We start from the raw sequence: 26,884 nt of genomic DNA, 5'->3' as shown, positions 1-26,884 counted from the left end.
TTGGCGTAAGTGCCAGCAAGGCTGCTTCAAGGTCGGGAGAGAAGAGGGGGATGTTTCATTTAAAAAGGCTCTGGCCTCCTGGGAGGAGATCAGAGCCTTTTGGTTGTTCGCTTATTTAGTTGTTGCGACGATCTTTCAAGATGACATCTGCGAACAAAATAGTTTTCGGGATGCGGAAAAATTGCTCCGCTTGTTCCTGAAACGCAGCGGAAGGCAGTGTTCCCTGATGCAGCCATTTGCGGAAAGTGCCGGGATGAACCCCGATCCAGTGGCTGACATCTGTCACCGACAAATCATGGACCATACACAAGCCTGTCAAGATACGGTTACTAACCGGAGAACGGGTCACTGTACGCTTCATGAAGCGAGATGACTCGGGTTGACATATGACAGGGCTATTACGCACAACTTCCTCATTAAAAAGAATGTGGCGGGGATAGCCGAGCAATTGGCAGGTCTTGTCCAAATTGGTACTGCCGGGTATCCGTCCTTCATATACCCACGCACTGACACTGCGTGAAGAGATGGAAAGGTCTTCTGCGAGCTGGGACAATTTGATATCATTGGCCATCAGTACGGCAAGAAGAACACGATTACGGATTTGACAGCGTGTCGGTTTTCGGAATCGTTTAACACGGACGCCTTTTCCCAAGTATTTACGGTTGATCAGAGACCACGCCTGGATGGAATGTTGTTCTGGTTGATTAGGCATATTTCCTCCGATTTTTTTTAACCAAATACTACAATAAACAACGGGGTACTTTCAAGTGCCGGGTTTACCTGTTTCAAATGCGTCAATGCGTCAATTCCTGATAAAGAGGGAACTACGAACTAGACCATACGCAATTCACATCCTAGTATATTCCTAGATTACAATGTTTCACTAAAAATGAAGGGACAAAATGAGCAGGATTAAAGATAATATAGTTCTAATTACTTATTATTAGGTCTGAAGAACTTTTATCTATTTTTTGTTGATATGATGCGGTTTATTTCCCTGAATTCCCCAAAAATTATTGGATGTGCTTCAACGCATCCGGTAGAAGGTGTGCACAAATCTGAAAGATAAATCCGCAAGTTCAGCATGACATGTGACCTGTCAAATCTCTTACTTTTACATATATTGTAGGGTACTCAAGTAAAGGGAGAGGTGAGGAACGTGAATCTGTCTGTGAATACCTTTGCTGCCATCTCGGGAGCGATAGTTACGTTTGCTTTTGGTGGATGGGATCAATTGCTGAGCCTGCTCGCGGTCGCGATGGCTGTGGATTATGTCACAGGTTTGGCAGCTGCGGTGAGAAGTGGTACGGGGTTGAATAGCAACATTGGCTTCTGGGGGCTTGCTCGCAAAGGGCTCATGCTGACCGTTGTCTTGCTTGCTCACCGAATTGACCTGATCATGGGAACCGATATTATCAAGGGAGGAGCTATTTATTTCTACCTCGTCAATGAACTGATCTCGATAACTGAAAACTATGCGAGAATCGGCCTTCCATTGCCCGGAAAGCTCAGACAGGCTATAGCAGTGTTGAAGAAACAGGAAGATCAGGAGTATTTGCCGGATCGGGAATGGTCAATTCCACAAAGCGAGGATAGTCTCCAACAGCAGGCTGAAACAGGACAAACTTCGCAGGATGAATCCGCGAAACAGGTGGAAGATGGTTCCCGAGAAGAATCCGAACCGAAAAGAGATGGTTCGGGTTAGTTTTTCTTTTCAAGAGAACGTTTCCAAGTATCCTTTCGTAATAGAGAACGTTATGATATATTTTGGATACATGAAAATTCATTCATTTCTACTATTATTATATTAAACGAGGTGCTTGCTCAGATGATTAAACATATTGTCCTGTTCAAAATGAAAGATCGCTCAACAGAAAGTATTGAAGCTGCTGCCCAGGTACTCCGTAATCTGGAGGGTAAGATTGATGTTCTGGTTTCACTTGAAATCGGGATTGATGTGCTTCGCTCGGAGAGATCGTTCGACATTTCACTCACGGCGGAGTTTGCGTCACTGGAGGATCTTCAGGCGTATCAGGTACATCCGCTTCATCAGGAAGTTATCAAGTACATGAATGAAGTCAGAGAACAGTCGATTGCAGTGGACTACGAGATCTGATCTGGTATTCAAACTACGTTGAGATAAAGGGGACTCTGCATGAGCGATTTAAGAGACGTTATGGAATTTCTATATATTTTTGTTGTGTTTCTAATCGCTTGTCCTGTGATGATATTCTGGCTTAAGCGAAGAGGGAAACGGAACCGATAACTCACTGAACGGGAAGTGAACGAATGTATTATGTGAACAGAGAACAGATTGCCCGCCGGCTTGCTGCTGTACCGGAAGTAGCTGAAGGGCTTCGCCGCGCAGCGCAGGCTTGGGATGGCAGTCTCATGCTGGGGATGGTTCAGGAGCGGTGTCTTCATCTGGCGATTGAGATTGTTACCGATGTGGGAAGTTATCTGATTGATGGCTTCATCATGAGAGATGCGAGCAGCTATGATGATATTATTCAGATTAATTATGAAGAAAAGGTTTTTGACAATTCGACCTATGAGATCTTGCGTCAGCTTGTGACGTTACGTAAACCACTGGTGCAGGATTATTACAGTTGGGAGCGATCTGAGCTCCATCCGCTTAGCATAGAGTTGCCGAACATACTTGAACATTTTACTACACAGGTTAGCGCATACGTGGAAACAGAACTTGGTCCTTTCAATGCGGCACAAGCCGAGGGACAGCGCAAGGAATGAGGGAAATCGCATGACAAATGAATCAAAAGAATTCAATGAAGTAAATACTGAAAGTAAAGAACCGAATGAAACGCCTTCCGGATTCCATCCGGTGTATATGGTTGAACTCCTGTTCCGGGAACGTCCGGAGGTAGACCGCCTGCGTTTGCAGGAAGCGATGATTCGTCATACAGGACAAGTTCGACTGGATGTTAAACAAGGAACTGGAGAGCAAGAGCATGAGATGTTAGTCTTCTACCATCTGGACCATAAGGTATCTTTTCAGGAAGGGGCTATCCCTGCTCAGACCTGCATGCTTCCAGTGAATGAAATCGCAGATCGTGCACGTTTTGGCGGAGCTGTGCAACAAGCATGGCATTGGCCGGAAGTGGGACAAGTTGTCAAAGCTTCGCGTTATTCCATCCGGATACATGATATGTTCACGGCTGCCATGCCTCGTAAACAGCGTTTGGAGCTGTTCCAGAAAACTGTACTGGCAATTATGGAGAGTTTGACCTGTGATGCGCTGTATTGGTATGGCAGTGATAAGCTGGTTGAACCGGAAGCTTATACGCAAGCTCAGGAACGTGAGGAACATCTGTATGCAGCTATGAACGTTCGGATGTATCAGGCTGGAGGTACGGAGGAACAGCGCGGGTTGGTCATGGATACCGTAGGATTGTCTGCGCTGGGTGTACCTGATGTACAGTGTCACTTCGTTGGTCTTGATCCAGATACGGTGGCACAGACCTTACTGGGTGCAGCGTATTACATATTTGATCAGGGAGATGTCCTGCAAGATGGACAGACGCTGGGTTCTTCAGGTGGACGTCGCTGGCGTTGTGAACATCAGGCGGCATTAATTGCACCAGGACGATATGTCATTGATTTGGACCCGGGTGATGAGCATGCGGCGGCTGATCTCGAGCCGGCTCGTCAGAGTTGAGTTTAAATCCAAGACATTCTGCAGCCATTCAAAAAGGGCGTTCAGATTATTTTTAACATCTGGAGTGTCAAGTCAAGCCTGTGCTGCTTATAATGCATCAACAGAGTAGGCATTCGCCCGGATGGCTGAGCGACAGATCGTTGCTTCTGATCCGGTACTTAAACCATAGTAAAGGGAGAGATGTGACGTGAAGGATTCTAACAAAAGTTTGTTGTGGGGAGCTCTTATTGGCTCCGTGGTAGGTTCTGTAACAGCGTTATTGCTGGCGCCGAAATCGGGTCGTGAACTTCGTCAGGATATTACAGAAGGTGCTCGTCAGGTATCGGAGAAAGGTCAGGAACTGGCTGGAATCGTGGGGGAACAAAGCTCACAGATCGTATCCAAGGTTAAAGAGACCGCAGATGTCGTGATTCAGGATATTCAATCCTGGCGCAATTGCGGCGAAGGAAAAGAAATTCGTATATCGGCAGCCATTGTAGATACCGCCGATATCGATAAAACAGTTGATGAATCCGGCAATGACATCGTAGCGAAGCTTCCTGCGGATGAGTCCAAGGACGACAACTAAGCAAGCTTGAGATAAGCAGGCTTTCCTCTATTTAGAGGAGAGCCTGCTTTGTTGCGTGTCCACACATAGAAGACGTGGCGCGGATTTAATTTGAACGCCGCGATGAAATCGGGTAAGATGTAGGTACCTTTTTGCCGGAATGTTCATACGGTAGGAAGAAAGCTCTGGAAAACAAATGTAATGAGAACCAATTCAATGAAGAAGGAAGCGGTGTGTTCGTGCAGCAAGCAATCGCTATATTAGACTCCGGTGTGGGGGGATTGACCGTCGCCAAGGAAGTGATGCGTCAGCTCCCGCGGGAAAAGATCATTTATTTTGGGGATACTGCCCGGACACCGTACGGACCCCGTTCGTCCGAACAAGTAAAACAATTTACGGAACAAATCGTTGATTTCTTGATCCAGTTCGATCCGAAGGTTATCGTTATCGCCTGTAACACAGCAACAGCGGCCGCGTTGGAGTATATCCGTTCCAAGGTGAATATGCCCGTCATTGGTGTTATACATCCGGGTGCGCGGGCAGCAATCACAGCGACACGTACAGGACGTATTGGTGTGATTGGTACCACGGGTACCATAGGTAGTGGGGCTTATACATCGGCACTTAAACAGTTGTCCCCCTATATTGATGTGATCAGTCAGGCTTGTCCGGCGCTGGTGCCGTTGGTGGAACAAGGTGAATTTCGTTCCGAGCACACGACACATACGGTGGAGCAATCATTAGGCGAGATCAAACAGCAGCCAATAGATTGTCTTATTCTGGGTTGTACGCATTATCCCTTTCTCATGGACACCATTCAGGAAGTTATGGGACAGGAAGTGAAGTTAATCAGTTCGGCAGATGAAACGGCACGTGAAATCAGTACGATTTTATATGATAAACGAAAGTTGGCCAGTGGGGATGAGACTCCGGTGCATCAGTTTTTCTGCACTGGCGACCCTCGCATGTTCCAGAATATCACCCGTCGCTGGTTGGGAGAGCAGATCTCCAAGACTCCTGTTGTCTGGCAGGTTACGCAATTATCCTAGTTATACTCAAAATATGCATGAATCAGACTTTAAATTAATGTATTTAATAATGAATGATCCCGGAACTGTGAAGTTTCGGGATTTTTTGTCATGATTATGCATCAACAGGTGATGAACATGATTCATGTCACATGACGGACAACCCGACCTGCATACATATGTTACATAGACGAAGTTGGTGAGAACCGGACAGGAGACCTGTCTTTTCCTGTGGAAAGGAGAGCAACATGGAACTGCAATGGATTATCGTTCAGCGGGGAGATACACTGTCGCGAATTGCGTCAGCACACCATATGACCAGGGAGTTACTTGCCGCACTGAACCCGGAAGCAGCCGCCCAGCCTTACTTGCTGGCAGGTCAGATGCTGCGTATTGTGCCCGGGACAGGTCGCAGATATGCTGTACCGCCTGGAGAACGTGTAGGGGAGATTGCAGGGAGATTTGGTCTGGAGGAAGAAGCGTTGCGACAGGCCAATCCCGAAATCACCAATATTACCGACTGGGTTGGTCGCTGTATTCATATTCCGGTTTCGAATGGAAAAACTATTGTAAAGATTCAGGGAGAGTATGGTTATCGAGAATTAATCAAGGATATAAACAAGCTGGAGCATCAATACCCGTTTATCGAAACGGGGTCCATTGGAACAAGTGTCATGGGGAAGTCGCTGTCTTATTTGCGTATCGGGCAAGGGCCGAGACATATCCATGTTAACGCTTCTGTTCATGCTAATGAGTGGCTGACATCAGCAGTTCTGATGAAGTTTATCGAAGAGTATGCCGAGGCATATAGTGCACATGGGACATGGCATCAATACCAGACGGAACGCTGGATGCAAGAGACGACACTCTGGGCAGTGCCGATGGTTAATCCGGACGGGGTCGAATTGGTTCAGGAAGGTGTAGTCAATCACCACCCACATGCACAGCAGTTGTTAGCCTGGAATGCCGGCAGATCAAATTTCACCCATTGGAAGGCCAACATCAGAGGTGTGGATCTGAATGATCAATTTCCCGCCCATTGGGATGATGAGGTAGCGAGAAGAGGTGTGATCTCACCTGGTCCCAGGGATTATGCAGGGACAGCTCCATTAACCGAACCGGAGGCACAGGCGCTTGCGCAGTGGACGAAGCAACACACATTCGAGGCGGTTGTATCCCTGCATAGTCAGGGACAGGAAATCTATTGGAACTACCGTGATCTGGAACCCAGAGAGAGTGCTCCGCTGTCGCGTAGACTCGCCAAAGCTTCGGGTTACAAAGCGGTGAAGCTCGGTGGCAGTGATGCGGGATACAAAGACTGGTTTATCCAAGCTTTTGGTAAGCCGGGCTTCACGGTGGAAGTTGGGTTGGGTGTTAATCCGCTTCCCGTTGAACAGTTTGATGATATCTGTATCGAAGTGGGAATGTTGCTGGCTGAACTGTTAGCTAACGGACAGTGAGGCAAGACCCTGAATGATGATGGTGTGAAACTTAACGGTAGATCATTCGTATAACAGGAACGGACGCTATGAGCGACGTTCCGTTTTTATTATTTTTTTTATTGTGGCTTATTATGACATACGTTCTGGATGGTTTTCGAACGGGTAATGATGGATGTGCCGTTTGGCGATATATATTATTATACGGAGGGATTCGCATGAAGTGGAGAAGACTGCTGTCATTCAAACGATGGACACAAGTTTTCAAAAGGCTCCCCCGGCTGCTCCGGGCTCCGCAGATTCCTTTGGGAGAAAAGCTGTTATTTATTATTCCGGCCCTGTTGTACTGGGTGCTTCCTGACGTAATGCCGTTTATGCCCATCGATGATATCGGGGTTACTTTGATTCTGATGAATTGGTTTGTGAGCCGGGCAGAACGTAAATATCCTGTGCTTCAGGAGGGTGCACCTTCTTAATATGCAGCTCATGAATCATTTTAACATTGAATTCGCATCAATGTTATTGCGAAGAGCGGTAACTTTCTTTACAATAGATGCTGTAGTTTAAGAATGCTGAAATTGTTGAAACCTGCAATTACAATATAGGAGATGAAGAGAATGAACTGCAAAATTACGCGTAATGCTGCTAAAGTATTGAAGCTTGAATTGGACAAGCCGGAGAACGAAGGAAAAAAACTGCGCGTTGTCATCACACATGCACATGGTGACCATGCTCACTACGGGCTTGATCTCGACACACCAAAAGAAAATGATACAGTTGTATCTACCGATAAAGAGATTGATGTTATTCTTGCGAATGACCAGCCTCTGTTGAACGGTGTTAAAATCGACTATCTCTACTTCCCTGAAGAGGGATTCGTTATTACGAATCCGTCCCAAGGCAATCACGGCGACCACTAAGGGCGCGAAGAAGGGGAACTCATGGCTAACGATATCCGCGTATGCGAAAAGTGTAATCATGTTCGATTGAAATCCATTGTGCCCAAGCTGCAAAAAATGGCTCCAGACACGGAGATCAAGATTGGGTGCAAATCCTATTGCGGTCCTTGCGCGAAACGTGCATTTGTTTTTATCAACGGTCGGTATATCAGTGCGCCGACTGAAGAAGAAGTGCTCGTCAAAGTTGCAAAGTTCGTCAAGTAATAGGATGTGATATAACAAGGTGAGTGAATGAAAAGTTCACACATCAGAAAGGAGGGGCTACGAGCCTCTCCTTTTTTTGCGTTTGGGTAGTAGTGAAAGGATAAGTTACTCTATAGCGCCCTTGTTCGTTTCAGTGATTTCGAAGGAATCTTCTCTAATTTCAATGGCGATGACGGTATCATCTTTTTTCAAAAAATGTACATGCCCCAGTCGTTCTTCCTCTAATTCCACCCAGCCTGTATCTGCTAACTTCTGAAAATAATCCATTGGCGGGTATAGTCCTTGCTCACCCCCAATATGCTTTAGTTCATATTTAACGCCCTCTTTAAGGGTGGGATGATCGGAATAAGCTTTGCCTTCAATAAGCTTCGCATTGCTTGGAACCGGGATATCGGGGTTAATGGATGATTCTGTATATCCTTCTATCTCGTATGTTGCTGGAGCACAGCCTTGTACCCAGATGAGCAGGGGCAACATACAGAGTGTCAGTACTATTTTCTTCAAATGAATTCCTCCCGACTCAGCATGTTTACCTAATAAACGTAGTGAAAGCAATTAAAGTTACGATAAAATCATAAAAGAAGAATAAGGAAGGCTTGTGCTATCCATCCTAAAGGGGTAACAGGAACATGATAATCCCAAGGAGGAATACTCATGCCGAAGCGTTATGATTCCAGTTTGCAAGCCGATACCACCGTATCTCAGGCGCAAAATGCGGTGAACAAGCTTCATTATGCTGTATCTCAGGCCCTGTCACACCCGACAGCACAAACCATAGTACAGGCGGAACGCCGTCTGGCACATACGGAGCAGGCAATGCGTCAAGCAGAGCTTTCGCTCGGAGGACAAGGCGTTGAGTTAGCAGAAGAGATGTTCATCGAGGAGAAGAGAAGATTGAATTCAATCCAGAGTCAGCACGGTCAAGGGAATTTATAACGTTCCTGTCACATCAGAACCCGCAGGGCAGCAATGCTTTGCGGGTTTTTTATATCTTTTGCAACGACTCTCGATTCATGAGTTTACTCCGACAGTATGTCGAATGGTCGCTTAAAATTCTGTGAGAAGGTTAATAGAACGAGAGCAGGCAAAATTCCATACGGGAGGTACAGAATGACAAAACATATTACGGATTGTACGATTCTGAACAACGGAGTAACGATGCCATGGCTAGGATTTGGAACATATAAAGCAAAAGGTAAGGAAGTACAACAGGCGGTTGAGACCGCTTTGGAAGTTGGATATCGGAGCATTGATACCGCGTCTATCTATGGTAATGAAGAAGAAGTGGGACAAGCTATTGCAAGCAGTGGTGTTGCCCGTAACGAACTGTTTGTGACAACCAAGCTCTGGAACGAGGATCAGGGATTTGATTCGACGTTGAGGGCATTTGAAGCCAGTCAGAAGGCACTTGGACTGAATGTGATTGATCTTTACTTAATTCACTGGCCTGGCAGAGACCAGTATAAGGAGACATGGAGAGCATTCGAACGTCTATATAGCGAAGGAAGCATTCGTGCGATTGGTGTGAGTAATTTCCAAGTACATCATTTGCAAGATATCATAGATGAAGGCGGCACGGTGCCAGCAGTGAATCAGGTGGAGTTGCATCCGGGTCTGATTCAACAGGAATTGCAGGATTTCTGCGGGGCGCAGGGGATTCAACTGGAGGCATGGAGCCCGATCATGAAAGGCAAGCTGAATCAAGAGTCCACCCTCAAAGCACTGGCCCAGAAATATGGGAAAACGCCAGCACAGATCATTCTGCGCTGGGACATTCAGAATCAGATTGTAACGATTCCGAAGTCGGTTACCCCGGAACGTATTCGTGAGAATGCGGACATCTTTGACTTTGAATTGACACCCGATGAGTTGAAACAGATTGATGCGCTGGACTCGGATAAGCGGACGGGTCCACATCCGGATCAACTGTTTTGGGATTGAGTGGGTAGTCGCTAATTGAATATGATTGTTTGATGAACTACTGGCGGTTGTTCCGGTTACGGGATCGTTCTTCGTGAGTTTAAGATGTAAGCATAATCGGTCACGCTAAGACACTACGTGTGCAGAACAATCTTTCGATCGCCGTTATCCCCGGATTTTTTTGAAAGTCCCTTTATCATGGGAGAAATCCGGTGATAAATGCGAGCGCTCCGCTTCTCCAGCTTTGTTCTGCCCACTTCGTTATCGTGAAAATTATAAATCCATCTTTAGTGGATAGGTATATAGTAAGAAATATACAAAAGCAGCAGGATCGGGGAGTGTTCCTTGACCCTGCTGCTGTGTGTGAATTAATTTTTTTTCGGCACTGCGCAGCCGTCATCTGTGCAGACACCACTGCCGTCGGCTTCGGTTGTGTTGGACTCAACCATGGTGAACGGGGAACGTTCGTCCCATGCTTTCTGAATGGCGTCCAGGAACACCTCATCCGGCTGAGCGCCTGACACGGCGAACTTGCGGTCAAATACGAAGAACGGTACGCCTCGGATGCCCAGTTGCTCGCCTTCCGCTTGGTCAGCGCGGACATTGTCGGTGAATTGATCACCGGACAGCACTGCCGTAGCTGCATCTCGATCCAAGCCAACTTCCTCTGCCAACTGAGCCAACACTTCAGGGTCGCCAGAGTGTTTACCTTCAATAAACACAGCTTGGAATATGCGCTCACTCAGTTCAAGCGCTTTGCCTTGTGTATCCGCCCAGTGTGTCAATCGGTGTGCGGAGAAGGAGTTCGTAGGGATCATGGCATCAATATTGTATTCCAGTCCTGCTGTGCGAGCATTGGCATTCATTTGAGCATTCATGCCTTTGGCCTGTTCCACGCTCATATTATATTTGGAAGCAAGATATTCCGTATTGGTTTTGCCGGGGTTCAATTCAGCATTTGGATCAAGCTCGAAGCTTTTGAATTGCAGCTTCACTTCATCACGATGTGGAAACTGTTGCAATACATTCTCCAGGCGGCGTTTGCCGATATAACAGAATGGGCACAGAAAATCTGACCATATCTCAATATTCATTATGTTAAAACCTCCATTATCCTTTTAGTTGAAACTAATATAGTTACAATTATAAAGCCACTTTCTATAATTCGCAAGAAGATTACGATTTATCCCGAAATGCCTTGGTCCAATGATAAGGCTGGATCTCATCCAGTCTTTTGAAGATCAGTTGACCTTCAGGGTCGTATACAGCAGCTTTAACTTCTTCACCCCAATAAAACAATCGTTCCTGACAGACGCCGCAAGGTGTGAGGACCTTGAATTCTGAATGCTCGTCATTACGAGCGATACAGAGGGAGTGGGTGACGCGTTCGTTCAATTTGTGGGCCTCCAGATAAGCTCCTGTTTCCATACACAGATGCGTGGCATCGTTGATGACCTCTGGAGCTACACTAATTAGCAGGGAACCTGCTTCGGTATAGACAGCGCCCGCACCGCCCCATCCCTGAGGATAACGTTGCTTCACAAAGTTGGCGGCTGCATCGAATAATTGCTGTTCAATATGGAGTGGTTCAGTATGTGATGTCATGTAATTAGAATTCCCCTTTTTGCAATCCAATTCACTTGATTTTGTGTATTTGTTTAGCTTAGCTTGTCATTACGATAAGGCTTATTGCGATGTTACTGCTGAGTTGTCTTCCTCTCGAAAGCGCTGAATCAAATCATAGGTAATTACGGTATCAGAGACATGCAATCGCTTGACTGCTTCATCATGAGCGGGACGGCAAGCGTTGATATCTGTTTTGTCACGTGTGGACAGGTCATAACAAGCGCCGTTCTCGTAGATATAATCATCCGATGGAATATAGAATACAGAACCATCCGTGAATGCGCCATTACGCAGCACAACCGTGCGTGCAGACCCGTCATATACGTCGTTACCCATATGATAATAGGACTGGTCAGGCACGCCGAGCAGATGCAGCACGGATGGCGTGATGTCCAGTTGTCCCGAAGGTTCGTCGATGGTTCCAACGGCTGCCCCATCCGGTAAATGCACCAACAGGGGAACCTCGTTCATGATCTGTGCCATATCCAGGTCGTTCAACGAGCGTCCGAGAAACTGCTCGTATTGCGATTGTTCTTTGATTGAGTTGTCATGGTCCCCGTAAAACATAAAAATGGTATTTTCCCATAGTCCTCGACTTTTCAGATCCTCCACCATCTTGCCCAGTGCCGAATCCACGTAATGTACGGATTGCAGATAATCACCAAACATGGTTCCCTGAAACTCGCCTACATCCAGTTGTTGTTTCTCTTTCGGCAATGCATACGGATGGTGACTGCTGAGTGTAATGAGGAACGAATAGAACGGTTCGGTAACCTCACTGCTCATTTTCTCAACGGATTGACGGAAAAAGGATTCATCAGACAGGGACCAGCCAAGAGGGTCATCCTGTGCAAAATCATTTTTACTATAGAACTTGTCATACTTCATGTTCTGATACATCGTATACCGATTCCAGAAGCCGCTCTCATAAGCGTGAAATACGTTGGTACTATACCCGTTATCCTTCAGAATAGAAGGGAGGGAATCATACGTATGGTCTGCATATCGTACAAAGGCTGAACCGACCGGAAGTGGATGTAGGGAAATATTTGCCCCAAAATCGGCATCTGATGTTCTGCCCTGACCGGTCTGGTGGTAAAAGTGACTGTAATACTGACTTTCTTTCATCAGTTCATTAAAATGGGGCGTGATCTCCTGTCCGCCAATGCTCTGGCCAATCATGAAGTTCATAAAAGCCTCACCCTGTACAATGATGACGTTGCTGTCTTTATATTTGCCGAACAAAGCATCATTTTGCGGAGCGTTTTGCTGCCTTTCAGCGAAGAACGCCTTTGCCTGTTCAACATCAGCGGGTTCAGCCTCTGGCCCGGAACCGATGTGGTCTTTGGCATAGTTGTACAGATCATAACCGTGAAAAGCGAGAAGACCGGTCACATTGTACATGGATACATTCCACCAGTTGTTATCGAACAGGCCCTTGGCCCATGTTTTGCTGTAAAAATAAATCGGACCAACGGCAAGTCCCAGCCCTAGCACAAGGGCAATGCTGCCAGCAGTGAGTCGGCGGCGCATCTGCCCCTTGCGATCGTTGAACGAATAACTTCCATAACCTTGAACCGATGCACTGGAGTGCTTTGAACGGTAATGTCTGCTGAACAGAACAATCGCTGCGAAAGGCATGACGACAAGCCAATCGGCAAAAAACCAGAAATCACTTGGGGAGATCAATGTAGCGATGCTGTCCCCCAATGCGTCAACCTGTCTGGCTTGCAACAATACCGGGATGGTCAAGAAATCCTGGAAATAGCGATAATACACCATATCGGCGTAGATTAGTGCGGTAAGCAGCAGGTTAAGCACGACCAGAGATACGATCATGCCTCTGCGAGGCAGCCACCAGGTCCAGAAGGACAGGAGGAGTAATGATCCAATGGCAATAACTTTATCCAGAAGTCCCATCGTAATGTTATAGGCGTGCAGATTGTGATGAAGCCACATGAGTTTGAGCAGCATGAACACAAGAAAAATAAGATATAACGTTAGTGGATGATTCAGAAGCCCGCGTGGCATGGAGCTGCGAGTAGGCCGAGTGACAACCATAATCTATGTCCCCTTTGTTTTTGTTGTTTTGTAATCGGAATGTAAAATAGGGCTCCATTCATTATAGCGTGACCTCATGGGTTTTCAACTACGCCTCTGGTAGAATCCATTCGTGGTCGATTAAAGGTGGATGAAGGAAAATTCATATGAACAGAAAAGCGCACAAAAAAAGCGCCCCGGCCATGTGGCTAGAGCACTTTATAGTTGGAACAATTATGAAGATTGTGGTGTTTTATTTCTTGGAGGTAGTGGGCCCAAATACTGATAGTACTGGGTTTCAATGCGTCCGTTGAACAATTTGCGACGCTTGTCTGCCTTATGACCGAAATATTCTTCAAAGGCTTTGGTTGACGTAATTGCAAAGAAGGACCATGTTGGCATGTCGAGATAACTGCGCCCTAAAGAGCGGAGTAACTTCTGAACTTCTTTTTCTTCACTTAAACGTTCACCATAAGGAGGGTTGGTGATGATAACACCATATTCGCCTTGTGGTCTTGCGCGATGAGCGGGCAGAACACTGACTTCAATGTCTTTGGCGAAACCTGCGCTTTTGATAGCAGCCTGAGCTACTTCAATCGCTTCCGGATCGATGTCACTACCTGAAATCTGTAACGGGACATCGTCTCGCACAGCATCGAATGCTTCTTCGCGCGCCTGTTCCCACAATTCTTCAGGAATGACAGCCCAGTCCTCAGAGTTGAAGGTCCGACGGAGTCCTGGTGCAATGTTCCAGCCAATCATGGCGGCTTCGATCAGCATTGTGCCTGATCCGCAGCATGGATCATAGAAGGGACGGGATACATTCCAGCGACTGAGCTGAATCAGAGCTGCTGCAAGTGTTTCTTTGAGTGGCGCTTCGGTGACGAGTTTACGATAACCCCGTTTGTGCAAGCCTGGTCCGGTCGTATCTAATGTAAGTAAGGCGCGATCATTCAGTAAAATAACTTCAATCACATAACGAGACCCATCTTCGGGGAACCACTCTGTATCATAGGTTAACTTCAGTTTCTCTACGATTGCTTTCTTCACGATCCCTTGTGATGCAGGTACACTGCTAAGTTGGGATTTTTGAGAGCGACCTTCTACAGGGAATTCGCCGTCGGCTGGAATCCACTCTTCCCAAGGAAGTGCTTTGGTGCCTTCAAACAATTCGTCAAATGTCGTGGCAGGGAATTCACCCATTTTCACCAATACGCGGTCCGAACTTCTCAGCCACAGATTACAACGGCAAATATCAATATAATCTCCTGTGAAGAAAACCCGGCCGTTGTCGATCGTAACATCTTCATACCCCAGTTGCTTCAGTTCCCGGGCGACAACAGCCTCGAGTCCCATCGCCGAGGTTGCAATCAATTGCAATTGAGCCATGTGATTCATTTCAACTCCATTTCAAGCTGGAGAAGGATATCCTTCTCTCTGCTGTATAGTAACGGTGCGGCCTTGCCGCTTTCCGTGAAAAAACTTACAATGAGAAATGCGGTGAACGTATGCATTCCTCTTTCGAAGTGATGCACCAGTCAACCGCCTGTGTTGATAACAAACATTTATTATAGAACATTGGCATCCATATGGAAAGCAGTCCAAGTGTCCAAGGAGGATTTTAGTGGTGAATCTGACCCCTGATGAATATGTAAATCAATTATTTCAAGAAGATGACCTTTTGCTGAAAGTGAAAGAAGCTATCCGTTCGAACGGTATGCCTGAAGTTTCGGTGGCTGCTGCATATGGACGATTGCTCACGTTTCTAGCCAAGACATCCAAAGCAGAAGCTGCGCTCGAAATCGGCGTGCTGGGCGGTTACAGTGGGATCTGCATTGCACGCGGATTGCGTGAGAATGGAACCCTGACTTCGCTGGAACTGAAAGAAGAATATGCGGCAATGGCGCGTGGACATCTGGAAGAAGGCGGCTTTGGCGAAAAGGTGGAGTACCGCATTGGACCGGCGGCAGGCAGCCTGGAGCAATTGGAACAGGAGGGTCGCACATTCGATTTCTTCTTTATTGACGCAGATAAGGAGAATTATCCGGTATATCTTGATTATGCCATTAAGCTGGCCCGGCCAGGTGCTGTTATTGTAGGCGATAATTGTTTCCTGCGTGGTCGTACGCTGAATCCGGACAAGCAGGGTCCAGCAGTGCTTGCTGTTCGTCGCTTCAATGAACAGATGGCAAGTGATCCGCGCCTGGTGACGACGATGTTACCGGATTACGATGGGCTGGTACTTGCCTGGGTGAAGTAAAAGTGGATATTTCCTAAAGATAAAACTCCGATGGAACACGATCTCGCGCTTTTATGTTGTGAGGGGGATCGTGATCGGAGTTTTTTAGCCGTTTTTAATATTGGCCGTGTATATTCTGCTCATTGCAATCCTGGTTTTCTTGATTTTTTTGAGCATATACAAAGAAGAGACGACACACCTTGAATCACAGGGAGTATCGTCTCTTTCTTTGTATTTACAGATATTGTTGTAGTAATTCTTTCTTATACTTCAGGTGTTCCGTACGTTTCGAACCATTTTTTGATGGTGTCAAAATCATCACTGAAGGACAAGCCCAGCATCAATAATACACGAGCTTGTTGTGGACTCAGATTATCGCCTGCAATGATACCTTTGCCACCGCCGTACACACTTCCTGAACCCGTCCGAGTGGTAGTCACGAAAATGACACCTTCTTCGATGGCTTTGGTACGCGCTTGTCCCATCGCTCTGGAGATGCCGCCAGCTCCGGTACCGGAAGTCACGATTCCTTTGGCGCCGCTATTCACGAAACCTTCGATCGCCCCGCCTCCAGCTTCTTGATACGAGATCGCAATTTCAACTTTGGCCAGATCTGCCTTTGTGATTTTACTTAGATCAAATACGGGCTTCGCTGTGCCTTCAGGTTTCAAGGCACGTGCAGGAGCGCGGTAGATCCGAATGTTTTCTTCATCAATATATCCTACAGCGCCGAGCATTGGGGTTTCAAACGTATCTGTCCGATAATCATTGGTCTTGGTTACACCACGAGCAAGCTGGATCGTGTCATTCAACATGAGTACAGTCCCGAATGAAGTGGTACGACCACTGCCTGCAAGCTTGATTGCGTTGTACAAATTGGCTTGAGCGTCAGAACCGATGACAGTCCATGGACGCATGGAGCCTGTGATCACGACCGGTTTGTCACTCTGAACCGTCATATCAAGGAAATAGGCGATTTCCTCCATTGTGTCTGTACCTGTAGTAACGACAACACTGTCATACATTGCAAGAGCTTTATCTACCGTCTGCGACAAGTCATAGAGGTCGGCCATGCTATAGGAACCCGAACCTGAGTTTCCAAATTGGAGTGTGCTAACATCAGCAATCTTCTGTTTATCCGGTAAGGAGTCTACCATCTCTCCAATGGGAAGTGTACCTGCCTTGTAATTCTGGAAGCTGGTGGCATCTTCGGATTGTCCGGCAATTGTTCCGCCCGTTCCGATAACCAATACATTAGGAAGTGCAGATTGTTTGGAAGAGTCCGGTATTGCAGGGATGGATGTATTGCGAGCCGGCGTCGTGGTTGCTGTTTGAACAGCACCTGTTGTGCCTTTCACCTCTACCGTAGCTGCGTGTGCAGCGTAGGCACCAATGGGTGACAACGAGATGGTTAATGCTGTTAAAGCTGCGGTACTCCATACGGCCCAGGGACGAAGATTGGATGTTTTACTCATGAATAGCACTCTCCTTCAAGTAAGTGTGATGTTAAGTTTATTAAGAAGAATATGTATACCATTTCAAATTGATTGTATTTAATGTCAGTTAATATGACAAATTGAGATAATGATAGAGTAATCGGTTACATTCATAGATAATGAGAGTAAAATGATTGTTTATAAGGGATTATGAAAGATTATTCATTTTGTTGAGAGAGTAAATAGCTAGATTTAGCAGTTTTGAATAAGATAAATCCTTTTTTAATGTAAATTAACATAACATAATGAGTCTTTTGTCCTGATAAAACGGAGTATCTCGATAAAAGAATGTCGAATCGGGACGTATATCGGAAGTGGGTAACAGAAGGAGAGGGTGATAGCAGCACATATTAGGTAATGGGGCTCAATTAAGGTCTAAATATTGGTTTCGTTAGAGAGTTATGGTTATAATAGGGATGATCAACATATGTAAATAAATATATAATATTGATTGGAGGAGAAACGATGAAACAGGCACCGAGAAAGTATGCGAATTACATTCCGATTCGAGAACTGGAGACTTTGGAAGAGAGGTTATCTCCCTTCGAGGTGTATGCAGAACTTCGTGATAATACTCCAGTCCGATATGATGAGCATCGAGAATGTTGGGATGTTTTCGGTTATGAAGATGTGAAATACGTATTGAAAAACCCGAAACTGTTCTCTTCTGCACGTGATCGTGCCAATACGAGCATGTTGACGACAGACCCACCCAAACACAAACAGCTGCGTGATCTGGTGAATCAGGCGTTTACACCCAAGGCAATTGAAGCGTTGGCTCCACGTATTCAGGAAATCACAGATGAATTAATTGCTCCACACCTGTCAGAAGGACACATGGAACTTATTGATGACCTTGCAACACCATTACCCGTCATTGTGATTGCAGAATTAATCGGGGTCCCTGCGGCGGATCGTCAAAAGTTCAAAGATTGGTCTGATGTATTGGTAAAAGGTGCACGTGATGATAGTGAACAGGCCTTTCAGGAGTTACTGGAGGAGAAGAAGAGAAATATGCAGGAGCTGCATATCTATTTCACTGGCATTATGGAAGAACGTCGGTTGCAGCCAGAGGATGATCTGATCTCGTTATTGCTTGCTGCGGAGATTGAGGGTCAGAAGTTGACTGCAGATGAGGTGGTGGGCTTCTGTATTCTCTTGCTTGCGGCCGGTAATGAAACAACCACCAACCTGATTACCAATGCGGTTCGTATCCTGTCAGAACAACCTGAGCTACAGCAGGAGTTGCGCGAACATCCTGAACGGATTACTTCTGCGATTGAAGAGACGCTGCGATATTATCCGCCAATTGTCGCGATTGGACGGGTCGCCAAGGAAACTGTAGAGTTGAATGGTCAGACGATTCAAGCTGGAGAGCAGGTGATTTCCTGGGTTGGAGCTGCTAATCGGGACAGTGCCCAATTTGAACAGCCGGAAGATTTCATCTCTGATCGCAAGCCGAACAGACATATGGGATTTGGTTTTGGCATTCATTTTTGTCTGGGTGCACCACTCGCTCGTTTGGAGGCAAGGGTCGTTCTTCATACATTGCTTCAGCACATGGAGCATATTCAGCTTGTGCCAGGAACAGCCCTGGAACCGATACAAAGTGCCTTCGTGTTTGGTGTGAAGCATTATCCAATACACTTCAATCGAATTAATAAATAAATAATGAATGGCACATGAATGACAAAAGCCGCTCTCAGGCCAATTAGGCGCTGGAAGCGGCTTTTTCAATGGAACAGTAAGATGGACTAGTTAAGAAATGGATGGGGATCAGGATTTCTGAATAGAAGCAGGTTTATTATACAATTTGAATCTGACCCAAACCATATTAAGCAGCAGCAGTCCGCCAGAGACGATGAACAGACCTTCGATTCCGATGAATCCTGCCATGAAACCTCCAATGATCGCTCCAAGCATGTTGCCTAACGCAAGGGTACTCGTATTAAAACTGAATGCACGGCTAATCATGCTATCAGCTGTATAGGAACGGATCAAGGCATTGACGCTCGGAAGCAGGCCACCCATGAACACACCCATCATGAATCGAACAAGAATGAGCTGCCACACGGTCTGAACAAATGCCTGCGGAATAAGCATGAGTCCTGTTCCTATGAGGGAGAACGTCAGTACCTTGTGAGGACCAATCCGATCACTCAGCTTCCCGAGAACAGGAGACATGGCCATATTGGATAGACCCGTAACTGCACCGACAAGTCCTGCCCAGAAGGCCACATTTACATCCGAAGCATGCAATTTTTGCACATACAGCGGCAAGAGTGACATGGGGCTAATCATCGCAAACTGCAGCAGGAACGTCACAGCAAACAGTGCGGGAAGTTGAGGTGACTTGTTTAATTCCTTCAGACCGGACAATACGGATTGTGCCGGCAGTTTGGCTGCTTCTTGACGGTCGAATTTCTCTCTCACCAGGAACATGGCGAGCATGGAAGCGACAAAGATCAGTCCACCTGTAATGTAGAAAATAGGCCGGAAGCCTACTGCATCAGCCAGCAAGCCGCCAATCAGCGGACCCAGGATTGTACCGGCAACTTGCCCGGACTGACTGATTCCCATGGCGAAACCCATGCGGTCTTTCGGAGTGGTACCCGAGATCAGCGCAACAGCCGCAGGGTTAAAACCGGAGATTGTACCGTTAAGCAAACGCAATAAGAGAAGCTGCCAGGGGTTCTGTGCCAGACCCATAAGGGCAATGACGATGGCCATCCCGAATCCCGAACGAAGCAGCATAACTTTACGACCATACTTGTCCGACAACTTGCCCCACAGCGGTTGAAACAAAAATGAGGTGAGGAAATTGGCTGCAAAAATAAATCCCGCCCAAATGCCAATTTCATGTTCGCCAACAACGCCAAGATCTCTCGCGAGATACAGGGACAAAAATGGGGTAATCATGGTCATGCCCGAATTGACCAAAAATTGTCCGAACCAAAGCACAATGAGGTTTACTTTCCACGTTTTCAAAGTGCTTTCACTTCCTTTCAAAGATATTTCTGTAATTCTCTAAAAAAATCGATTCTTTCATTATAACACAATTGGCATATGGGGGATGAGTGTAAGGAATGTCATAGTATTGTCACGTAGAACGCATCCGCATGTGGTTGTTACAGCTGTTTAAAAAGGGCATAATGGTAATTATGAGTCCAAAAACTATTGGAGGCTTCTTACATGAGCTATAATGATCGACTGATTCGGGCAAGTTTCAAACAACAGGTAGACCGCGTCCCGGTATGGTACATGCGTCAAGCCGGACGTTACGATCCTGAATATCGCAAGATTAAAGAAAAGTACTCCTTGTTAGAAATCTGCAAACAACCCGAGCTGGCGGCTGAAGTTACACTCATGCCGGTACGCAAACTGGGTGTAGATGCGGCTATTTTGTATTCCGATATTATGAATCCGGTTGCCTCATTGGGCATTGATTTTGACATTGTTAAAAATATTGGACCGGTAATCGATAATCCTATTCGTTCAGCTGCAGATGTGGATCGACTACGTCCCATCGACGTAGAAGGAGATCTCTCACATATTCTGGAGACTATTCGAATTCTGGATAAGGAGCTTGACGTGCCTCTGATTACGTTTGCGGGTGCACCTTTCACGATTGCGAGTTATCTGATCGAAGGCCGACCTTCGAAAGGTTATATCCGTACCAAAACGATGATGTACAGCGAGCCTGAGGTGTGGCACAAACTGATGCAGAAGCTTGGTGATATGGTTATTACATATGTCCGTGCGCATATTGCGAATGGCGGCAAGGCTTTCCAGTTGTTTGACAGTTGGGTTGGAGCACTTTCTCCCAAAGACTTCAGAACATATGTGTTGCCTACGATTACCCGTATCTTTACCGAATTATCGGATTTGAATGTACCGAAGATTTATTTCCCTGGTGTCGCCTCGGGCGAATTGTTGCCAGCGCTGCATAATCTGCAAGCCAATGTAATTGGATTGGACTGGAGAGTATCGATTTCGGAAGGGCGTAAACGACTTGGCGGCAAATTTGCCGTACAAGGCAATCTGGACCCTTATTTGCTGACTGCACCGATGGAATTGATCAAGGAACAAGCCAAATTGATTATCGACGAAGGGATCAAGGAGCCGGGGTATATTTTCAATCTGGGGCACGGACTATTTCCTGAAGCCTCCCTTGATAAGCTCAGAGAATTAACGGCTTATATTCATGAGTATTCTGCCGAAGCATTAAAGACAGGGGTGACGATTACTAATGACTAATACTGTAGGTGTACTGGTGATGTCGTATGGCACACCAGAAAATATGGAAAGTGTTGAAGCGTATTACACACATATCCGCAGAGGACGTCCGCCTGAACCGGAGCAACTGAAGGAACTGACGGATCGATATGAAGCCATTGTTGGCGGTGTATTCCCGCTTCGGGAGAACACGGACAATCAGGTCAAGGCTCTTCAGGAGACTTTAAACCGCGATGAGCGTGGCGCTGATGTGGAATTCCGTTGTTATCAAGGACTGAAGCATGCCTATCCGTTTATTGAGGACGGCGTGGAACAGATGGCGAAGGATGGAATTCAGACTGCAATTGGTATTGTACTGGCTCCTCATTTCTCCACAATGAGTGTGGGCAGTTATATCAAACGTGCGCGTGAAAAGGCAGAAGAGCTGGGCGTCCATATGTCCTTTATTGAGAGTTATCATCTGCATCCGAAATTAATTCAGGCGCTGTCCACGCGTGTCAGTGCCAAGTTGGATGCGTTTGAGGAAGCTGGAGCAAAACGCGGGGACGTGAAGGTATTGTTCAGTGCTCACAGCCTGCCGGCACGTATTGTGGAGATGGGGGATCCGTACCCGCAACAACTGCTGGAGACTTCGGAAGTGATTGCCTCACGTGTAGGAATAACCAATTGGCAATTTACGTGGCAAAGTGCCGGACGAACAGCTGAGCCTTGGCTCGGACCGGACATTCTGGATACGTTACAGGAACTTTCGCGTGAACAGGTAGAGGATGTACTTGTGGCACCAATCGGGTTCGTCTCGGATCATCTCGAAGTACTCTATGATCTCGATATTGAGGCCAAATCGATTGCCAAAGAAATCGATATGCGCCTGATGCGTATTGATTCTCTTAATAGTGATCCTCTATACATGGAGACGTTAAGCGACGTTATTATAAGCCAATGGCAGCAAGGGTCGGATGAGTAATGGGTGATAAGAAACGCCGTGTTGTTGTCGTCGGCGGTGGCCTCACCGGCCTCAGCGCGGCATTTTATATCCGCAAGCATTACCGGGAAGCGGGCGTTGAACCTGTGATTACTCTGGTCGAGAAAAGCTCGTCCATGGGGGGCATGATTGAGACACTGCACCGGGATGGATTTGTGATTGAAAAAGGGCCGGATTCCTTCCTCGCTCGCAAAACAGCAATGATTGATTTGGCTAAAGAATTGGAGATTGATCATGAGCTGGTCAGTCAGAATCCGGAGTCGAAGAAAACGTATATCATGCAGCGTGGCAAGCTTCATCCTATGCCAGCAGGACTCGTTCTCGGTATTCCTACAGAATTAAGACCGTTCCTGAGAAGCGGGCTTGTCTCTCCGGCAGGCAAACTGCGGGCGTTGATGGATTTTGTCATCCCGCCTCGTCGTACAACAGAGGATGAATCGCTCGGTTATATGATTGAACGCCGTCTTGGAGCTGAAGTGCTGGAGAACTTGACCGAACCACTGCTCGCGGGAATCTATGCAGGTGATATGCGGAGATTAAGCCTTCAGGCTACATTCCCGCAGTTCGGCGAAGTAGAGCGGGATTACGGCAGCTTGATCCGGGGCATGATGACAGGTCGCAAACCGGCTGAGACGCATACCGGAACCAAAAGGAGCGCTTTTCTGAACTTTCGTCAGGGACTGCAGAGCCTTGTTCATGCACTTGTCCATGAGTTGCAGGATGTGGATCAACGTCTGAACACCGCGGTGAAGTCATTGCAACGTCTTGATGGAACGCAGACCAGATACCATGTTGAGCTGGAAAATGGTGAAATGCTTGAAGCTGATGATGTAGTGGTTACTGTGCCGACATATGTCGCGTCAGATCTGTTGAAGCCTCACGTGGACACAGCGGCACTGGATGCGATTAATTATGTATCTGTGGCCAATGTAGTGCTCGCTTTTGAGAAAAAAGAGGTGGAGCATGTATTCGACGGATCGGGTTTCCTTGTTCCGCGGAAAGAGGGTCGCAATATTACGGCTTGCACGTGGACATCGACGAAATGGCTGCATACCAGCCCGGACGATAAAGTACTGCTCCGCTGTTATGTCGGTCGCTCGGGTGACGAACAGAACGTAGAGCTTCCAGACGAAGCGTTGACGGATCTGGTTCTCAAAGATTTGAGAGAGACGATGGGTATCGAAGCGGTGCCGATCTTCTCCGAAATTACAAGGCTTCGAAAATCCATGCCTCAGTATCCGGTGGGACACCTCCAACATATTGCCTCCCTGCGTGAGGAACTTGGTAGCAAGTTACCGGGTGTGTACATTGCAGGTGCAGGTTATGAGGGCGTAGGCTTGCCGGATTGCATCAAACAAGCGAAGGAAATGTCTATTTTGGCAACACAGGCGCTTGTAACAGATTAAGTACAGCAAGAGAGCTGTCTCACCGTAGAATTATCTACTGGAGAGATGGCTTTTTTCATATGAAAATCTGGAAGCTAAGCGAGTTAATCCCCTTTCAATAGATGCAGTTCCAAGGAAAGATGGAAATCCAGAATATGCCTGATATAATGGTATGTATGGCTGTGAAGAAGAGGAGTTGCTTATGTATCCCCCAAGATCAGATCGAAGTGTAGAGAGAAAAAAAAGAAAGCGCACCCGTGATAGAATCATCTGGACAATTAATCTTTTATTGATCATGACAATTGGTCTGGTGGGCATTTTTTATGTGATTAACACACGTCAGCAACAGGCAGACCAGCCGGTAAAGCAGCAAATTGTTGATCAGGATCAGCCTTCCATTGGAGACGATGCCAAAGGCGGGGATCAAGTAAGTTCTCCAGACTCGGAGGAGTCTGATGAGACTCCGGAAGAAGACGCCGAAGCAACGAATAAAGAAACAACAGCAGATGTAGGTGAGTCATCCGGCGTAGCGAAACCTGATACTTCAGGCAATACCAATAATGGGAAAGCCGAATCCGGAACGAAAAAACCTGCTACAGATTCGACGCCGTCCGGCACCAAGGGAAATGCAGGTGTGGATACCGAATCAGAGACGTCGAAACCTTCCAATTCAGCGAAGGGTGTAACCATTAATTTTGTCGGGGATATTCAATTTTCGGGCAAAGTTGCTGAACTGCTGGATAAGAACGGTTATGATTATCCCTTTGCTAAACTCGGCAGATTATTCAAGGATGATGATCTTACCATCGGGAACTTGGAGACACCGATAACCCTGGAAGGTACGGGGGCAGCAGACAAAACATATGTATACAAATCTTCGCCCAAAGCATTGGCGGCAATGGCCTCTGCGGGTTTTGATGCTGTCAATTTGGCTAACAATCATATTCTGGATCAGGGTGTTGAGGGTTTGGTAGATACGTTAACCTATCTCAAGGAATATGGTATTGCTCACACCGGGGCTGGCATGAACAGGGATGAAGCGTATGCACCAGCGTATCTGGAACGCAAAGGTATGAAGATTGCATTGCTTGGGTTCTCCCGCGTTGTACCGGAAACGAGTTGGAAGGCGGATGGCAATCGGGCTGGCGTGGCTGAAGCCTATGATTCTACAGGAGCAGTCAAAGCGATTCAGGAGGCCCGTAAGAAGGCTGATCTGGTGATCGTGGTTGCACACTGGGGCGAGGAACGTGTAAGTACTCCGAACAGTGACCAGACCCGATTGGCTCATGAGTTTGTGGATGCTGGCGCAGATCTGGTCATAGGTGGTCATCCTCATGTGTTGCAAGGGTTGGAGTATTATAAGGGGAAATGGATTGCATACAGTACGGGAAATTTTATTTTCTCCAGATCAACCACCGAAGAGACATGGAAAACAGCGGTATTTCAGGCACGTTGTACTCCTGATGCAGCTTGCAGCATGAAAGTCATCCCTTATGAAGCGGCGCTTGGTCAGGCCATTCCAATGATTGATGAGGCAAACAAACTGCTGCTGCAACAGATGGCAAAGCTTTCGCCAGGCATACGATATGATGGAAATGGAGTCGCTTCGCCTAATTAATAATCTTTTTGAGGAGGGAATCGAATGAACAACCTTTGTGTAGCGCACCGTGGATTTTCTTCTATTGCACCAGAGAATACGATGGCTGCGTTTCTAATGGCCATGGAACGGCCTGAAGTTCAGTGGATGGAGCTGGATGTGCAGTTGTCGCGTGATGGTGTGCCAGTGATTATTCATGATTTTACAGTGGATCGTACGACGAATGGCAAGGGTCTGGTTCGGGAAACCGATTGGGCTGATCTGCAACGTTTGGATGCTGGAGCATGGAAAAACAAGTCTTACAAGGGCGAACGGATTCCGGCGCTAAGTGAATTGTTAGATCGCTCGTGCGGCAGAGTACGTCTTAACATTGAACTGAAAACGCAGGGAGACATGTACCCGGGTCTGCCTGCGGCTGTTATACATGAAGTGAGAAAAAGACATATGCAAAATGATGTGGTGATCACCTCATTTGAACCAGCCGCTCTGATCGAAGTGAAGAAGCTTGCACCGGAGATCCAGACGGGGCTGATTATCGATGCACGACCAGGTGATCTGTTAACTGCCCTGCAGCAGATGAATTGTACATTTCTCTCCATTGGATACACCAATGTAGACAAATCCTTAATGAACGAGATGCGGAGTGCAGGTATTCGGGTGATGGCCTGGACAGTAGATGACAAGACCATTATGAAGAAACTGGCCGCAGTTGATCCAGAGCTCATGTTATGTACAAACCGTCCTGACGTATGGGAGCTGGCATTTCAGGAGACGAGCAGCCGATTCTTCAGACCGTAATTACCCTAAATGCACTATTGAATCCAATAAAGGTGGTAATATACCCATGTTGACTAATATTCGCAATGTATACTGTGTAGGACGCAATTATAAACTTCACGCGGAAGAATTGGGTAACGCGGTTCCGGATGAACCAATGATCTTTATGAAACCTTCTCATGCAGTCGTGCCCCTGAGTGGTGAAACGCTTGAATTGCCTGCTACCAAGGGTGAAGTTCACTATGAAGCTGAGCTGGTCGTGCAGATCGGCCGGGCTTATGAGCTAGGTATGACGGTAGATGAGCTGGTGGATGCGTATGCGTTTGGTATTGATTTTACGTTACGTGACGTACAGTCCGTGATTAAGAAAAAGGGCCACCCGTGGACAGCGGCCAAAGGATTCAAAAATTCGGCTCCGGTTACTGCATTTCAAGCGTTCCCGGGGGCGGCAACACTGCTGGAGAAAGACTTTACGTTGACTAAAAACGGTGAGGAAGTTCAGCGTGGTAACATTCGTAACATGATCTTCAGTTTACAGGATATTGTGGATTATGTAGGTCACCATTACGGCCTGGGGCAGGGAGATGTCATTTTCACAGGAACACCGGAAGGTGTTGGACCAACACAAGCAGGAGATGTGCTCGAACTGGCATGGGACGGCGAATCCTTGGGTGCATGCACGATTGGGGCAGCGCAATAAGGATTACACAGTACAGATCATACCTGCTTGAGA

Annotated in this window: 27 protein-coding genes and 1 pseudogene; 20 read left to right on the top strand and 8 right to left on the bottom strand. The window is 46.8% G+C overall.

What is annotated here, in order from left to right; all coding sequences use genetic code 11:
* Positions 1-115: 115 nt before the first annotated feature.
* Positions 116-712 (bottom strand): helix-turn-helix domain-containing protein, encoded by a 597-nt coding sequence (locus tag ACX9NY_RS13660; RefSeq protein WP_017689431.1) that lies wholly within the window; start codon positions 710-712, stop codon positions 116-118.
* 438 nt (positions 713-1,150) lie between these two features.
* On the opposite strand from ACX9NY_RS13660, the pseudogene ACX9NY_RS13655 reads away from it, so the two are divergent.
* From ACX9NY_RS13655 to ACX9NY_RS13610, 10 genes and pseudogenes are all read left to right on the top strand, one after another.
* Positions 1,151-1,543, top strand: a pseudogene (locus ACX9NY_RS13655) (phage holin family protein); the annotation flags it as partial.
* Between the two features lie 285 nt (positions 1,544-1,828).
* Positions 1,829-2,116 carry a Dabb family protein gene (locus ACX9NY_RS13650; protein WP_339241097.1) on the top strand — a complete coding sequence of 96 codons (288 nt, stop codon included), beginning with the start codon at positions 1,829-1,831 and terminating at the stop codon, positions 2,114-2,116.
* 173 nt (positions 2,117-2,289) lie between these two features.
* Positions 2,290-2,751: a DUF86 domain-containing protein gene (locus tag ACX9NY_RS13645; protein WP_339241099.1), complete on the top strand. Its 462-nt coding sequence runs from the start codon at positions 2,290-2,292 to the stop codon at positions 2,749-2,751.
* A gap of 10 nt (positions 2,752-2,761) precedes the next feature.
* Positions 2,762-3,676 carry a DUF4261 domain-containing protein gene (locus ACX9NY_RS13640; RefSeq protein WP_339241102.1) on the top strand — a complete coding sequence of 305 codons (915 nt, stop codon included), beginning with the start codon at positions 2,762-2,764 and terminating at the stop codon, positions 3,674-3,676.
* A gap of 187 nt (positions 3,677-3,863) precedes the next feature.
* On the top strand, positions 3,864-4,244 hold the full coding sequence (locus ACX9NY_RS13635; RefSeq protein ID WP_339241104.1) for a YtxH domain-containing protein: 381 nt from the start codon (positions 3,864-3,866) through the stop codon (positions 4,242-4,244).
* Positions 4,245-4,462: 218 nt separating this feature from the next.
* Complete coding sequence (racE, locus tag ACX9NY_RS13630) at positions 4,463-5,272, top strand: glutamate racemase (RefSeq protein ID WP_472478889.1); 810 nt, start codon at positions 4,463-4,465, stop codon at positions 5,270-5,272.
* 227 nt (positions 5,273-5,499) lie between these two features.
* Positions 5,500-6,711 (top strand): M14 family metallopeptidase, encoded by a 1,212-nt coding sequence (locus tag ACX9NY_RS13625; RefSeq protein WP_472478887.1) that lies wholly within the window; start codon positions 5,500-5,502, stop codon positions 6,709-6,711.
* Positions 6,712-6,908: 197 nt separating this feature from the next.
* Positions 6,909-7,166: a hypothetical protein gene (locus ACX9NY_RS13620; protein WP_017689423.1), complete on the top strand. Its 258-nt coding sequence runs from the start codon at positions 6,909-6,911 to the stop codon at positions 7,164-7,166.
* Between the two features lie 141 nt (positions 7,167-7,307).
* Entirely contained in the window at positions 7,308-7,610 is a 303-nt protein-coding gene (locus tag ACX9NY_RS13615) for a heme biosynthesis protein HemY (RefSeq protein ID WP_036670085.1), read from the top strand.
* 21 nt (positions 7,611-7,631) lie between these two features.
* Complete coding sequence (locus ACX9NY_RS13610; protein ID WP_091032287.1) at positions 7,632-7,853, top strand: YuzB family protein; 222 nt, start codon at positions 7,632-7,634, stop codon at positions 7,851-7,853.
* Positions 7,854-7,958: 105 nt separating this feature from the next.
* Here ACX9NY_RS13610 and ACX9NY_RS13605 read toward each other — a convergent pair whose 3' ends face one another.
* Positions 7,959-8,357, bottom strand: coding sequence for a hypothetical protein (locus ACX9NY_RS13605; protein WP_342572493.1), 399 nt, complete (start codon positions 8,355-8,357; stop codon positions 7,959-7,961).
* Positions 8,358-8,507: 150 nt separating this feature from the next.
* Here ACX9NY_RS13605 and ACX9NY_RS13600 point away from each other — a divergent pair, with 150 nt between their 5' ends.
* Positions 8,508-8,789 (top strand): hypothetical protein, encoded by a 282-nt coding sequence (locus ACX9NY_RS13600; protein ID WP_091017568.1) that lies wholly within the window; start codon positions 8,508-8,510, stop codon positions 8,787-8,789.
* A 174-nt stretch (positions 8,790-8,963) separates the two neighbouring features.
* Positions 8,964-9,794, top strand: coding sequence for an aldo/keto reductase (locus ACX9NY_RS13595; RefSeq protein ID WP_076249922.1), 831 nt, complete (start codon positions 8,964-8,966; stop codon positions 9,792-9,794).
* A 347-nt stretch (positions 9,795-10,141) separates the two neighbouring features.
* Here ACX9NY_RS13595 and ACX9NY_RS13590 read toward each other — a convergent pair whose 3' ends face one another.
* The 4 genes from ACX9NY_RS13590 to ACX9NY_RS13575 all read right to left on the bottom strand — a co-directional run bounded on the left by ACX9NY_RS13590 (position 10,142) and on the right by ACX9NY_RS13575 (position 14,828).
* Positions 10,142-10,867, bottom strand: coding sequence for a DsbA family oxidoreductase (locus ACX9NY_RS13590; protein WP_342572494.1), 726 nt, complete (start codon positions 10,865-10,867; stop codon positions 10,142-10,144).
* Positions 10,868-10,949: 82 nt separating this feature from the next.
* Positions 10,950-11,378: a cytidine deaminase gene (locus ACX9NY_RS13585; protein WP_339241116.1), complete on the bottom strand. Its 429-nt coding sequence runs from the start codon at positions 11,376-11,378 to the stop codon at positions 10,950-10,952.
* A gap of 81 nt (positions 11,379-11,459) precedes the next feature.
* A complete protein-coding gene (locus tag ACX9NY_RS13580) occupies positions 11,460-13,460 on the bottom strand; it encodes an LTA synthase family protein (RefSeq protein WP_472478882.1) in 2,001 nt (666 codons plus the stop codon).
* A gap of 213 nt (positions 13,461-13,673) precedes the next feature.
* On the bottom strand, positions 13,674-14,828 hold the full coding sequence (locus tag ACX9NY_RS13575) for a THUMP domain-containing class I SAM-dependent RNA methyltransferase (protein WP_310336624.1): 1,155 nt from the start codon (positions 14,826-14,828) through the stop codon (positions 13,674-13,676).
* A 238-nt stretch (positions 14,829-15,066) separates the two neighbouring features.
* On the opposite strand from ACX9NY_RS13575, the gene ACX9NY_RS13570 reads away from it, so the two are divergent.
* Positions 15,067-15,699 carry an O-methyltransferase gene (locus tag ACX9NY_RS13570; RefSeq protein ID WP_339241119.1) on the top strand — a complete coding sequence of 211 codons (633 nt, stop codon included), beginning with the start codon at positions 15,067-15,069 and terminating at the stop codon, positions 15,697-15,699.
* A 242-nt stretch (positions 15,700-15,941) separates the two neighbouring features.
* On the opposite strand, the gene ACX9NY_RS13565 is transcribed toward ACX9NY_RS13570, so the two are convergent.
* Positions 15,942-17,153, bottom strand: coding sequence for an asparaginase (locus ACX9NY_RS13565; RefSeq protein ID WP_472478880.1), 1,212 nt, complete (start codon positions 17,151-17,153; stop codon positions 15,942-15,944).
* Between the two features lie 486 nt (positions 17,154-17,639).
* Between ACX9NY_RS13565 and ACX9NY_RS13560 the strand changes: the two genes are divergently transcribed.
* Positions 17,640-18,842: a cytochrome P450 gene (locus ACX9NY_RS13560; RefSeq protein ID WP_472478878.1), complete on the top strand. Its 1,203-nt coding sequence runs from the start codon at positions 17,640-17,642 to the stop codon at positions 18,840-18,842.
* Positions 18,843-18,950: 108 nt separating this feature from the next.
* Here the strand turns inward: ACX9NY_RS13560 and ACX9NY_RS13555 are convergent, their stop codons facing one another.
* A complete protein-coding gene (locus ACX9NY_RS13555) occupies positions 18,951-20,162 on the bottom strand; it encodes an MFS transporter (protein WP_339260246.1) in 1,212 nt (403 codons plus the stop codon).
* A 204-nt stretch (positions 20,163-20,366) separates the two neighbouring features.
* On the opposite strand from ACX9NY_RS13555, the gene hemE reads away from it, so the two are divergent.
* The 6 genes from hemE to ACX9NY_RS13525 all read left to right on the top strand — a co-directional run bounded on the left by hemE (position 20,367) and on the right by ACX9NY_RS13525 (position 26,851).
* Positions 20,367-21,431 carry a uroporphyrinogen decarboxylase gene (hemE, locus tag ACX9NY_RS13550; RefSeq protein ID WP_342572496.1) on the top strand — a complete coding sequence of 355 codons (1,065 nt, stop codon included), beginning with the start codon at positions 20,367-20,369 and terminating at the stop codon, positions 21,429-21,431.
* Entirely contained in the window at positions 21,424-22,374 is a 951-nt protein-coding gene (gene hemH, locus ACX9NY_RS13545; protein ID WP_221823324.1) for a ferrochelatase, read from the top strand. The genes hemE and hemH overlap by 8 nt, the downstream gene beginning before the upstream one ends.
* A complete protein-coding gene (hemY, locus tag ACX9NY_RS13540; RefSeq protein WP_472478875.1) occupies positions 22,374-23,798 on the top strand; it encodes a protoporphyrinogen oxidase in 1,425 nt (474 codons plus the stop codon). The genes hemH and hemY overlap by 1 nt, the downstream gene beginning before the upstream one ends.
* Before the next feature lie 181 nt (positions 23,799-23,979).
* Complete coding sequence (locus ACX9NY_RS13535) at positions 23,980-25,395, top strand: CapA family protein (protein WP_472478873.1); 1,416 nt, start codon at positions 23,980-23,982, stop codon at positions 25,393-25,395.
* Positions 25,396-25,419: 24 nt separating this feature from the next.
* The gene (locus ACX9NY_RS13530; RefSeq protein ID WP_253433275.1) at positions 25,420-26,172 is read left to right on the top strand and encodes a glycerophosphodiester phosphodiesterase; all 753 of its coding nucleotides are present in this window, start codon (positions 25,420-25,422) and stop codon (positions 26,170-26,172) included.
* A gap of 46 nt (positions 26,173-26,218) precedes the next feature.
* A complete protein-coding gene (locus ACX9NY_RS13525; RefSeq protein WP_472478871.1) occupies positions 26,219-26,851 on the top strand; it encodes a fumarylacetoacetate hydrolase family protein in 633 nt (210 codons plus the stop codon).
* Positions 26,852-26,884: the final 33 nt, after the last annotated feature.

Source organism: Paenibacillus sp. CB74, assembly GCF_055687625.1.
The sequence above is the reverse complement of the archived record's forward strand: the minus strand, read 5'-3'. Positions and strand labels throughout refer to the sequence as shown.